The organism is Vibrio sp. 1562, assembly GCF_033340155.1.
GTDB lineage: Bacteria > Pseudomonadota > Gammaproteobacteria > Enterobacterales > Vibrionaceae > Vibrio > Vibrio alginolyticus.
Map to the genome: position 1 here is coordinate 1 of NZ_JAWOVY010000014.1, position 12,278 is coordinate 12,278.

Sequence of the window (12,278 nt, forward strand, 5' to 3'; positions counted from 1 at the left end):
AAACTCAGTATATTGTTTAATAATTATTCAATTTCGGACGACTTGGTTTTCTGTCCGAATTACGCAACAAAGCCGTTTATTCCTTAGAAATTTAATTATTATCGTCGTGGCTATTTGTTTGTTTTTTACACACGAATGTCGTGCCAATTCGCTTCGATATAATCAATGCAGTCTTACTTTAGTGACGGACCAAATGTGCTTTTCCAGCCAGGAGGGATCCCTTTGAACTCAGGCCATAAACTATATTGATTGTTGTGATTAATCAGCACAAAGAACTGGTTTTCAGGTTCGTCAAAAGGATTAATGTATTTCTCAGACATAGTTAACTCCAATCATAGAAAAATCAGGATTCAAAATTAAAAACATATGACAACCCATCAATGATGCCTCCGCGCCAACACAGGCGTTCATGTCCACCATCAAAGGTGCGAAACGATAACCGATGGTTTTGTTGCTTAAGTTGCTGGTACAGGTCTTGGCTCAAGTCCACCATGATGTCTTCCCCTAACCCAACTTCCATAAAAACACTTAGCTTTACGTTAGAACCAAGGCCAGAATGAACCAATTGACTCATTTGAGTTAAAGGTTCGCTTGTTTGAAGAGGAGAATATTCACTAGGTGGCTTCACTAACGAAAAATCAGGCCACCAGAATGAACCCGACTGACAAACAACCGCACCAAAACGGTCCGGATGGTTCAATCCGGCATACATCGCACTCAAACCACCAAGGCTTTGCCCAACAACAGCCGTACGATTAGCCTCATTAGTAATTGGGAAATAATGACCAACCAACGGCAGCAGTTCTTGAGTGATAGCCTGCCAAAACAAAGGGTTGCAACTGAATTCTTCACTACGCAGCGCTCCATTGATTTCATCAATGAAGACATACAAGGCAGGTGGAAGCTGACCGCTGCTCGTCGCATCGGTCAGCGCACTGAACAGAGGCATGGATTGAGACCAAAATTGACCATCTAAGACTAAAACCAATGGCAGTTCAGCCATTTGGTCAGCGCTGGCTGTCGAATACAACCAAACATAGCGCTCATTACCTAAACACTGGCTAGTCCAAGCCAGCTGCATGCCCGCTCCTGCCTGAACATTGCCATTTTTTGTATCGAACCTTGACCAAGCACTTTGCGATACTGCCTTTGGCATAGATAGCGGCGTTTTCGAACGTCCCCATTCGCAGGCTGACAAATTGTTTTTACTTAAATCATCGCGAACACTAAGAGGAAAAATGGTTCTCAACCACTCCCGATGCTTGGTGCGTTTCTCTTGGTATGTTCCGTGGTACGCTGGTTGGACGCGTTCATGTGTCACTGGAATAAACGTGTAGCTCCCACGCCACGTACTGTTTACCCTTGCCTTATAAAACCAAACATCCGTTCCTTTGACATGAGTAAGCCTTGCCATATCAAAGCTGTGATGATCAGTAATACCATTGATATCAATGTATATTTCCTTAACACTGTCATCCGTGTTTCGCCAAAGAAATAGCAGCTCAACGCTTGTATTATCTTGGGAAAGGATAAAAGGTGTTCCTTTTGTCTGCACCTCGTTCCACCAACATGGGGCTCCTACTTCTTCATTATCTTCAAGCAAACCACTTAAAACACTATTGATATTTTTATTTTCTATTATTCGAAAAGCCTTTATATCCATCACAAATCCAACTTGTACGTCGATACTTCATGCATATCTTCTAGTAATGAGATAGCACAAACTTATATCATCATTGTTGTAAATAATAATAATTATCATTAGTATTATTGCTGCAACACTTTTTTACATAAATGTTGTTACAACATCAAATGTTTTCTTCTTTTTTTATTAAGGAATACTCAGGTCATGAAGCCCATGGATTTAAACAGTGGCATCACCATCACTAATACTGGCAAGACTAAACTTGCCATGCTCATTGGTGTAATTTGCCTTGGAGCCAGCACCACTCTTTCAGCAGAGCAAGTGAACAACAGCAATACTAAGAAAGGCCAAGAAACCCTAACAACCCTAGAAACCATTGTGGTACTTGGTGAAAAACTCGGTGGTACACTTGCTGAGAACACAAGCTCAGTCACCGTTTTTACTGATGAAGCAGACAATGGCGAAGATCAAACATACTACGATCTACTCGATCGCGTCCCGAATGTACTGAATGCCCCTTCTGGTATTCCACATATTCGAGGTGTCGATGGTCGTGGGCCTGGTGAAGGCTTCCTTTCCTTCATGACAGGAGCGACACCAAGGGTGAATACAACCGTTGATGGCGTGTCAGAGTCATGGACTGGTGAAGCCTTTGGTAAAGCCGGATTGTGGGATACAGAACAAGTAGAGATTTATAAAGGCCCTCAATCAACCAACCAAGGCCGAAATAGTATTGGCGGCGCGGTGGTCATCAAAACCAAAGATCCAACGTTCCACTTTGAAAGTAAAGTTCGTGGTGGCTACGAAAACGAAGATGACAAATATCACTTAGCTGGTGTTGTTTCTGCCCCAATCGTGTCTGAAAAGCTCGCATTTCGATTAGCCGCCGAGGGCACAAAGGGTAATACACCAATTGATTACTCGCTGCCCGATAATGACCAATATCCATGGGACCCTTCTGAAGTTGAATCCTATAATGTGAGAGGTAAGCTGTTATTCAAACCGATGTCTAACGATAAGCTTACGCTAAAACTAACATTGGCTAGCCGTAATGAAGAAGGTCAATATACAAATCTGGTTTCTGAAAAAGGTAAGTTTGAATACATTGATGAAAACGGTACTCGACGTCAAACAACCGAAAGCTGGAATGCAAATTTTGACATAAATTACTTAATCAATGATGAATTAACTCTTGATGTATTGCTTGCGCGCCGAGACTATAATACGAAATTCAAAGCTTATCCTCGTACGGACTGGTGGGGTGATGTTGATGAAAAAAACTACACCGCAGAAGCGAAGCTATCTTATAACTCGTTAGATGACAAATACAATGCCATTGTCGGGGTAAGCAGTTTTTACAAAGATCAGGATACGCAAACAGACTCGATGAAGCGTAAAGATAAAGTTCTGACCAACTCAATTTACTTCGATTCAAAAGTCCAGCTCAATAACCGTTGGGGCTTGCTACTTGGCGCTCGTTACGAAAAAGATGAGCTGAAGCGTGATTTTGACCACGCAAGGTTCCCACTCGATTTCAATGCTGATGAAAGTAACGGTATTTTGCTACCAAAAGTCGGTGTAACTTTAAATGTATCAGACAATTCAATGCTTGGACTTACTGCTCGTAAAGGATACAACGCTGGCGGACTTGGATACAACGAGTACCAACAACAGGTCTTTGTGTTTGAGCAGGAAGAAGTCTGGACTTATGAGCTAAGTTCCCGTTCAACTTTCCTTGAAAATAGACTTGGTTTGACTGCAAATGTCTTCTACAACGACTATGAAAACTATCAAACGGTCGTGTATGGTGACAGTGGAAATCGTTTCGACAATTACATAGCAAACATCCCTAAAGGAAAAACATACGGTACTGAAGTTGAAACCAATTACTGGTTTGACTCAGGTCTGGACGTATTCGCATTTGTAGGCTTGTTAAAAACAGAAATCACCGAAGGACCAAGCGGTACTGTTGAAAACTTAAATGGGAATGAGTTCAGTTATGCACCTGAAGTGTCGGCTGGTCTTGGCTTCACCCAACAGCTAGATTCGGGCATTTTCTTTGGTGCTCGTGTTAATCACGTAACGGATTACTTTACAGATCTCGCCAACACCCGAAGTACGTCAGCAGGCGACTACACCATATTGAATCTCAATGCAGGTTATGCCATGAATGATCTCACCATTCGGGCCTACATTAAGAATGCAACAGATGAAGATTACGTTCTTCGCCATAAGAATGATCTTATCGAAATGGGCGGACCTCGTACATTCGGTCTTGTGGCTGATTACCAATTCTAACAACACAAAGTGCTCCGATGTTATTGTTATATAGTAACTTAAGGATGTATTGTCTATTAAGGCAGATAAATCTGCTTTTTTCGTAACGTTTATTAAGTACATCGTGACTTGTGTGTACGGCATGTATAGAGAATAGTATTACTCCCTACCAAAGACAAAATAAAGAATCGCAATTAGTCAACTCAATGGATTCCAAAGGAATCCATTTTTTTCTTCACAAAGCTAAAATGATTAACTACGGTATATCAGTGAATACCTGATGCTCATCAGCCAAGGGCAACTGTTGTACTTGTTGGGCTTCAGCTTTCTGTATGGTTTACTGCATTCGGTTGCCCCTGGACACGGTAAAACGGCAGTGACGTCAATGAGCTTGATTCATGGCTACCGTCGCCGACAAGCACTTGTGTTAATGGCGATTATTGCCGCCCTACAAGCCGCGAGCGCGTGCATTCTTTTCGTGATTACTGCCAAGATTGCAGAGCAGTTTGCTTTCAGCCTTTCCGATAATGTTCGTCTGCTGACGCAAGGTTGTGCGGTGTTTATTGTTTTATTGGCGCTGAAAGAGTTTGCGTCGGTGGCCAAGCGCCGCATCAAGCAAACACGATCTCAAGAAGATGATGATTCCGCAGGTTCTAATGACAATATTTCATGGAAAGCACTGCTACTCATCGGCTTCCGCCCTTGTACTGGGGCGGTGTTAGTTCTGTTTCTCTCTAACATGCTAGGCAGCTTAATGTGGGGCATGGTCGCGACATTCGTGATGGCTTTAGGAACGGCAATGACCAACTCGATATTGGTGTTCAACGCTTTAACGATTCAACGCCAAATGAAAAATCACAGCGCCAAACCCAATGCCAACTTGAGCAATACGCTTAACCTCGTGTTAGCAGTCACCATGGTGGCATCGGGCTTTATTCTCTATAACTTTGCCAGCGTGGCAGGATTGCAGAACTTCGTCAGATAAGTACCGCCAGCAATAAACGCAAAAGCCCCAACACTTGGTTGGGGCTGAATTTACATTGATTTGTATTTCAATACTGCGTGTTACTTAGGCTCGCGCAACAGGTACAGCATCAGCTTCAATGGCGTTTTCGCGATAATGCTGTGAGGCAAATGCGCGTCCATCAACAACCAAGCGCCAGCTTTTAGTTCCTTCGCCTCTTCTTCTAACGTGAACGTACATTCTCCTTCGAGTATTTGTGCAATCGCTGACACTGCTGCAGTATGTTCGCTCATTTCTTCACCTTCGGCGAAACCGAAGATAACGTACCAACCATCAATTGGACGCCAGAAAAAACGGTGAAGCAAGTTGGCAAACTCCCGATTCAAGTCAATTTATACCTGCGAACCTTAAACGGACGATGGGTGGCAAAGCTCCTCGAGCAAGGTTTAAGGATACCGTTGGGGGGAAGACGTTCTTTCTAAATGCACCATGTTGAATAAATACAACATGGTGGTTCTGTGTACGATGTTGACAACTTAAGAGCCCCCGTAATACAACACGAGGATTAACAACGAATAGCATTAGAAGAATGGATTACTTTTAGTAAGGCAAAACCCAATTAACAGGATATGAATGAGTATTTACTCTGTCTTATAATGGGGCAAAGGCGTGTTTGCTATAGGCAGTTCATATCACCTCTGTCAAGTTAAACCGACAGAGAAAAAAGTGACAAACTTTCTTGTAAATGAACGAACTATCAACAAAAGGGTTCCTGTTCTTGGTTGTCATTATCGACTGGTATAACTGTAAGGTGTTGTCCTCGCGGTTATCGAACACCAAGGGTACAAGTTTTATGTATCGTGGCTCTCGAAGAGGTGCTCCAATGCTACGGACCACCGATATCTTTATCCGATCAGGGCTGCGAGTTTACTAGCACTGAGTTCACACAGAGGTTGCTCAATCAGGGGGATATGGATCAACATGGACGGAAAAGGTCGCTGGATTGACAATCTTTTTATTGAGCGACTATTGAGAAGTTTGTAATACGAGGAGATTTGCTTAAAAGATTACAGCACACCCCGTGAAGCAGAGCTTGAAATCGGGCACTACATGGTGTTTTATAATGAGGAGCGTAAACACCAGGTACTCAATGACCTCACCCTGATTAAGTCTACTTTGACAGACAGAGCTACGCTGTATGAGCTGGTTCAATCACTTAAGATATTGGCTTATGTGTCCAGCCATTGGGCTTCACTTCTCTAATCCGTTCATAACAATAAGTTTCGTAGATGCGTAAAGATAACTTATACACCTTTGATAGCTGGCCTGTAGGTACACCAGAACGCTTAATACACGGCTATTGGGAGTTGGGCGTAATGAGGTTTCACACATTTGATAGTGAATGCGGTAAAGAACTTCAAGATACGTACAATCGCATTAACCATGGACTGGGAGCTAATGTTGTGTACATCGACCTAACTTCAATGGGAGATGGTTATCGATACAAGTCAGAAATCTTAGATGTTATTCGAAGTGATCAGCAAACATGGGTGTGGTTCGTAGGCTGTAGAGCGCTTTTGGAGAGTTCGTTGGCGGGTTGGTTACGCTCTATTTTGACGACATACAACCTAGACCACGTTCGAGTTGCTTTTGTGCTTGATAGCCGTGAGCAATTCAACCATATCTTTCAGGATTACTCAGCTCCGTTCTATCAATCTACCATAGCTCTGGATCTCTCAAAGAAGAGTTAGGCATATTCTTAGTTACTATTAAATATTTACTCTGCTCTTTAGCTCGTTCGTATAGATCCAGCCCTAAATGATCCAATTTAAGTGACTAAAGCGTAGCTTTTACGCTCATATCATCGCTAAATCTAACTTTTGTTATTTTTCGGTCGGGTGGCAATTCAAACAAATGAGAAGTTGATACACTTGGGGCATTTTTGATTCTGGTGATTAAATCCGAAACACAAACATACTGGTTCACAACTCATCAATATCAACGTCAATTTCTGGGGAGTTTTCTCTCTGCTTAACTAGTTCTCGGTCTTGTTCATCTTCCTCAAATTCAATTCGGGAAGAGTCAAAAACATCACGTCGTTCAACTAGAAAGTCAATATCCGCCTTATCCGCACCTTCCGAATAAGCCCCCCAATCTTTTTTACTTGTAGTCACGAATTCATCGGTGTGCGCAGTATGACTTGTTAATCCTTCTAAAAGGTCTTTTTCTGGCAACAGTTTTTTACTCATAACTTACTTCTCGATTCAAAAATGACATTAGATAATTTATAGCATAGTGAGCAGCTAGAAATTAGCTCTGAAACAAGGAAAGGGGCAAAAGCGTGTTTTGGGCTTTAGCAACAAGAGTCAGTACCACTTACACCTACTCGATATTGAGGTAGCGTTACTTGGTCGAGGATTTGCTTGGCTTTAAGCCCGGAGTGTTGCCTGGAGTTTTTTTGTTGTCACGTCGACGTTGATCTGGCTTGCCGGTCGACTTGGCTATTGGTTTTGGCCCTGGTTTCAAACCCATGATTTGATCCTTTTATTTAACGAGGTTATTCCTCGTTGTATAATCTTTGGGCAGTGTTGATGGCTTTCAAGATGTGTATGAAAAACAATCTAAAAATATCCCCAATATTTCTTGCTAGTAACTCATGTTTTGATGCGTTTTAAAATGTACTTCGACAAGCTGGAGGCACAAGATGGATAGAATTACCTCGGGCCCACGACGGCTTAGTGTTGAAGAGATACAAGAGCTTCGTCGCGATATGAAAGAATCCTCAGCTTGGTGCAAGGCCGAACTAAAACGCCGACGAGACGCAAAAATTCAAAAAAAATCTGCGCATGGTATAGATGATGGTATCGAGAAAGGTGGTATTTCTAACTAGCTGTTATTTAGATGTATTTTGTGCTCGTTGATATTCGAGTGGGAATAATTTTCCTCTAGACAGTTGAGTTTATAAGAACCAGCCTTCGGGCTGGTTTTTTTGTACTTCAAGTTTGTGAAGAGGTGGCTCAACTTTTTTGTGAGAGATATATACATACGGTTAAATTAAATATATATTCATTTTAATTGTTTGATTATCATAAATGGTATTGCTATGGAACAGGCTGACGTTACCTCTCTCATTCCCATCCTTATTACTCTTTTCCTCGCGCTGACCACAAGAAATGTCGTTGTTGGTTTATTCGCGGGTGTGGTGAGTGGTGTCGCTATGCTCGAAGGGACATTTGTCGAAAAAGGGCCACTAGACTCGTTTAGTGCACTGATGAAAAGCTATCTACTGCCGCAATTAACTGACAGCTACAATGCGGGCGTCATTTTGCTCTTGGTCTTTATTGGTGGCTTTGTTGCCTTGATGGAGAAATCTGGCGGTGGTGTGGCGTTTGCTAAAAAGGTTACTCAATGGGTTGCGAGTAAATGCCAAGCTCAACTGTCCGCATGGTTCGGTGGTGTGGTTATTTTCTTCTCAGACCTTGGTACACCACTGATTGTTGGCCCTGTTTTTCGCCCTTTATTTGATAAGTTAAAAGTATCACGCCAAAAATTAGCTTTTATTATCGACTCTACTTCCTCTCCCGTCGCAATCTTGATCCCTTTTATCGGATGGGGCGTTTACATCATGGGGTTGATTCAAAAAGAGTTTACTGCCCTGAATGTCAGTATGAGTGATTGGGATGCTTTCATTGGTGCGATCCCGTATCAGTTTTACGCCTTTCTTGCGATCGCGATTGTGCCGATTGTCTCTTTCTTCAAATTAGATTTCGGACCGATGGCGAAGGCTGAACAACTAGCAGAGCAGGGCTCCGACTTTGGGAAAGTGCAGGAGTCCATGAATGTGTTTACGCATAAAAATGCAAAATCTAGTTTTGTATGGGCACCTTTGCTCGTTATGCTGGTGGTTCTATGTACCATCCTCGTGCCACACGGTTTTCCATTTCAAAAAGTGGCAGGATCAACGTTTAGGGCTGCACTTTCTTCTGCATATTTCTTTGCGGCCTTCACTTTAATTGCGCTGATGGCGTTTTATGGCGTAAGAAAGCTTTCGGATGGTATTCAGGTTTATCTGAAAGGGATGTCAAACATGATGTCAGTGGCGGTGATTCTGGTATTGGCTTGGGCGCTTAGCTCGGTTGGGAAAGAATTAGGTGCAGCTGCATACATTGCTGAACAAGCTCAAGCCGGTTTCCCTTACTGGTTATTGCCAGCGGTTGCGTTTTTACTGGCCGGTATTATCTCGTTCGCTACGGGATCATCTTGGGGGACGTTTGCCATCATGATGCCATTAGTGATCCCAACTGCCGTCGCGATTGATGCACCACTGTTGGTTTGTATTGGTGCGGTATTATCTGGTGGCTTGTTTGGCGATCACTGTTCTCCCATCTCTGAAACTACGATTTTGTCGTCGACAGGAGCGGGGTGTGAACAGTATGAGCACTTCCGTACACAATTACCTTACGCATTACTCAATGGAATGATCGCATTGGGGTGTTTTCTTTTAGCTGGAATCAACGCCTCACCAGTGATTGTGCTTGCCGCAATTATTTCTCAGTGTGTGGTTTATTTTGTGCTGTCTAAACAAAAGTCAACCGCGAAGCTAGAGGTGGTTTCGGCAGAACAATAAAGAGAGAAACATCACAAAGCGGAGGCTCATAGGGTCTCCGCTTTTCTTTTGAGTCAAGGTAACATTTTTCTTGTGACAAAATGTGTGTGAGGACCTATTTATTCATTTTGTCTCGCAGAATCAACGTACTTGGCTCGGTGTTTCGTATATATGATCCACTATATGTCTAGTTATTCCTCGTATATTGTATTGTTGAAATCCGGAGACTAGACATGTTTGCACTCAAACATCTTCCTCTTGCATTGAGTTGTGTCTTAGCAGCACAAGTGAATGCGAGTATGAATATTCAGCCCGATCCGCAAAATCCGAATGGTTATGTTATTGCTCGTGGTGACGTTCAAGCCGTAGAGCAAAGCAAAACTTCTGATCCTATGTATGCCATTTGGTCACAAGCATTAGAGACACGCCCGAACTCAGTGGTTGAAGCGATTGTTCCAGGGGCGACAACCAACCCAGAAAACGTGAAGCGTGTAGAGCGTGTATTCCCCGAAAGTGAGTGGGACTTCCTGACTCAAATGGCGGCACCTGAATACACTTACACGCGTTTCCTACGTGCAATTGGTAAGTTCCCTGCATTCTGTGGTGAGTACACAGACGGTCGTGATTCGGATGCAATTTGTAAAAAATCGATCGTGACAGCGTTTGCTCACTTTGCACAAGAAACCGGTGGCCATATTTCGATTGATAACGTATCGGATAATCCGCTAGGGTTGGAAGAGTGGCAGCAAGCTTTGGTTCATGTGCGAGAAATGGGATGGTCTGAAGGGCAAGAAGGTTACACAACAGGTTGTGGTCAAAATGACTGGCAAAACAAACGCTGGCCATGTGAACCTGGACAAGGTTACTTTGGACGTGGTGCAAAACAGCTTTCTTACCATTTTAACTATGGCGCGTTCTCTGAAGTGATGTTTGATGGCGATGCATCTGTATTGCTGAAAAATCCAGGCTTGGTTGCGGATTCGTGGCTGAACTTAGCATCGGCTATCTGGTTCTTCCTAACCCCACAAGCACCGAAACCTGCAATGCTACATATGATTGACCGTACTTGGGGGCCTTCACAGCGTGAGCTTGATGCTGGCATTGGTTACGGCTTTGGTACCACCATCAACGTGATCAATGGTGGTATTGAGTGTGGGGAGCAAAACAAAGATAAAGGTCAACCTGTTAACCGTATTCGTTATTGGGAAGGTCTTGCCGCCCATTATCAAATTCCAATTGAAGCCGATGAGACCAATACCTGTTGGCAGCAGACGCCTTACGGCAGTCTGAACCTAAATGGTGCGACAGACGTGCTTTACACCAACTGGGATGGTAACTGGAAATACTACTCAGATCGTCCTGGAGGTCACTCATTTGAATGTGAGCTTGTTGGTTTCCAAACGGCTTACTCTGCGCTAGTTGCGGGTGATTATGAGAAATGTGTAACTAACTTCTACCAATCTCATGCGGGTTGGCCAGAAGTTCGTGTAGTTGACAAGTTAGACTCTGTGGATCCGGTTGAGCCGCCTGTAGGTGGTGTGGCAGCTTGGGATTCTGGCAAAGTATATAACACGGGTGATCAAGTTTCTTACCAAGGTGCTGTTTACGAAGCGAAATGGTGGTCACAAGGTAATGAGCCAACGAAAGGAGACCCGTGGAAGCTGGTTTCAGGCACTCCTACGGAGCCGCCTACAACGGAACCTGAACCACCGGTGACTGAGCCAGAGCCGCCCGTCACAGAACCTGAGCCGCCAGTAACCGAGCCAGAACCACCAGTGACAGGCAATTTTATTCAGTGGGAGCCGGGTGTAACGCAAGTCGCTAACGGCGATAAAGTGACGTACCAAAACAAATGTTTTGTTGCGAAAAATGGCCCAGGAGTGTGGGAAAGCCCAACGCAAAGCAACTGGTTCTGGGACGAGATTTCTTGTCAGTGATCGAGTGAAAAACAACCTAACCATCTATAAAGACTCTGCTTTTTTGCAGGGTCTTTTTTTATATATGTAGTGGTTTATTTATGGAATCTAAGTTTTCAATAACAGCTTTTCTCTTTTGTTCTGCAGCCCATTAAAATTCGCGCGCATTTTTTATCAACATTTTTGAAAAAAGGTATTTGTACATGTCGACAAAACTGGCTAACCCAGCACCGCTAGGTCTTATGGGTTTCGGTATGACCACTATTCTGCTCAATATTCATAATGCAGGATTTTTCCCAATTGACTCTATGATTCTAGCGATGGGCATCTTTTACGGTGGCCTTAGCCAAGTAATCGTTGGCATCATGTGCTTTAAACGCGGTGATACATTCGGCACAACTGCGTTTACTTCTTACGGTCTATTTTGGCTAACATTGGTTGGTCTAATCGTAATGCCTCACATGGGTCTTCCTGCAAGCCCTGCAAGCTTTATGGGTTGGTACCTAGCGCTTTGGGGCATCTTCACTGGTTTCATGTTCATTGGTTCTCTATGTTACCCAACAGCGAAGCAAGTGGTATTTGGCTCTCTAACTATCCTGTTCTTCTTGCTTGCTGCTCGTGATTTCACTGGTAGCGAAGTGATCGGTGCTATCGCTGGCTTCGAGGGTATCTTCTGTGGCGCAAGTGCAATTTACTTCGCAATGGCACAAGTACTGAACAACGAATTTGGTCGTGAAGTGTTACCTGTAGGTAAAGCAAAAATCGCTCGTAAAGTTGAAGCGGTTATCGCCTAAGCTGCTACTCATAATGAAGAAAGGGGGATTAACCATTGGTTAATCCCCCTTTTTTATGTCCTCAATCGGACCACTG

The 12,278-nt window shown here is 43.5% G+C and carries 12 protein-coding genes and 1 pseudogene; 8 read left to right on the top strand and 5 right to left on the bottom strand.

The features are described 5' to 3' along the window. Positions 1 to 173: 173 nt before the first annotated feature. Positions 174 to 320 carry an MbtH family protein gene (locus R7Z49_RS15025; protein WP_276419145.1) on the bottom strand — a complete coding sequence of 49 codons (147 nt, stop codon included), beginning with the start codon at positions 318 to 320 and terminating at the stop codon, positions 174 to 176. A 23-nt stretch (positions 321 to 343) separates the two neighbouring features. Further along, positions 344 to 1,663: an enterochelin esterase gene (fes, locus tag R7Z49_RS15030; RefSeq protein ID WP_053306971.1), complete on the bottom strand. Its 1,320-nt coding sequence runs from the start codon at positions 1,661 to 1,663 to the stop codon at positions 344 to 346. Between the two features lie 186 nt (positions 1,664 to 1,849). On the opposite strand from fes, the gene R7Z49_RS15035 reads away from it, so the two are divergent. Both R7Z49_RS15035 and R7Z49_RS15040 read left to right on the top strand, forming a co-directional pair. Beyond that, a complete protein-coding gene (locus tag R7Z49_RS15035; RefSeq protein ID WP_140301922.1) occupies positions 1,850 to 3,943 on the top strand; it encodes a TonB-dependent receptor in 2,094 nt (697 codons plus the stop codon). Between the two features lie 259 nt (positions 3,944 to 4,202). Further along, positions 4,203 to 4,907 (top strand): nickel/cobalt transporter, encoded by a 705-nt coding sequence (locus R7Z49_RS15040; protein WP_170897313.1) that lies wholly within the window; start codon positions 4,203 to 4,205, stop codon positions 4,905 to 4,907. 80 nt (positions 4,908 to 4,987) lie between these two features. Here the strand turns inward: R7Z49_RS15040 and R7Z49_RS15045 are convergent, their stop codons facing one another. Then, entirely contained in the window at positions 4,988 to 5,251 is a 264-nt protein-coding gene (locus R7Z49_RS15045) for a cupin domain-containing protein (protein WP_250155004.1), read from the bottom strand. A gap of 398 nt (positions 5,252 to 5,649) precedes the next feature. On the opposite strand from R7Z49_RS15045, the pseudogene R7Z49_RS15050 reads away from it, so the two are divergent. Together R7Z49_RS15050 and R7Z49_RS15055 are read left to right on the top strand one after the other, a co-directional pair. Continuing rightward, a pseudogene (locus R7Z49_RS15050) lies at positions 5,650 to 6,088 on the top strand (transposase); the annotation flags it as partial. A gap of 87 nt (positions 6,089 to 6,175) precedes the next feature. Then, entirely contained in the window at positions 6,176 to 6,637 is a 462-nt protein-coding gene (locus R7Z49_RS15055; protein ID WP_064377323.1) for a hypothetical protein, read from the top strand. Positions 6,638 to 6,868: 231 nt separating this feature from the next. Here R7Z49_RS15055 and R7Z49_RS15060 read toward each other — a convergent pair whose 3' ends face one another. Together R7Z49_RS15060 and R7Z49_RS15065 are read right to left on the bottom strand one after the other, a co-directional pair. Beyond that, entirely contained in the window at positions 6,869 to 7,135 is a 267-nt protein-coding gene (locus R7Z49_RS15060; protein ID WP_064377321.1) for a hypothetical protein, read from the bottom strand. Positions 7,136 to 7,289: 154 nt separating this feature from the next. Then, complete coding sequence (locus tag R7Z49_RS15065) at positions 7,290 to 7,418, bottom strand: hypothetical protein (RefSeq protein ID WP_004395831.1); 129 nt, start codon at positions 7,416 to 7,418, stop codon at positions 7,290 to 7,292. Positions 7,419 to 7,590: 172 nt separating this feature from the next. Here R7Z49_RS15065 and R7Z49_RS15070 point away from each other — a divergent pair, with 172 nt between their 5' ends. From R7Z49_RS15070 to R7Z49_RS15085, 4 genes are all read left to right on the top strand, one after another. After that, entirely contained in the window at positions 7,591 to 7,776 is a 186-nt protein-coding gene (locus tag R7Z49_RS15070) for a hypothetical protein (RefSeq protein WP_025576835.1), read from the top strand. A 213-nt stretch (positions 7,777 to 7,989) separates the two neighbouring features. After that, positions 7,990 to 9,513 carry a Na+/H+ antiporter NhaC family protein gene (locus tag R7Z49_RS15075; protein ID WP_005381684.1) on the top strand — a complete coding sequence of 508 codons (1,524 nt, stop codon included), beginning with the start codon at positions 7,990 to 7,992 and terminating at the stop codon, positions 9,511 to 9,513. Between the two features lie 212 nt (positions 9,514 to 9,725). Further along, entirely contained in the window at positions 9,726 to 11,429 is a 1,704-nt protein-coding gene (locus R7Z49_RS15080) for a chitinase (RefSeq protein WP_318111797.1), read from the top strand. Positions 11,430 to 11,611: 182 nt separating this feature from the next. After that, entirely contained in the window at positions 11,612 to 12,202 is a 591-nt protein-coding gene (locus tag R7Z49_RS15085) for an acetate uptake transporter (protein WP_005381682.1), read from the top strand. The last annotated feature ends 76 nt before the right edge of the window (positions 12,203 to 12,278 follow it).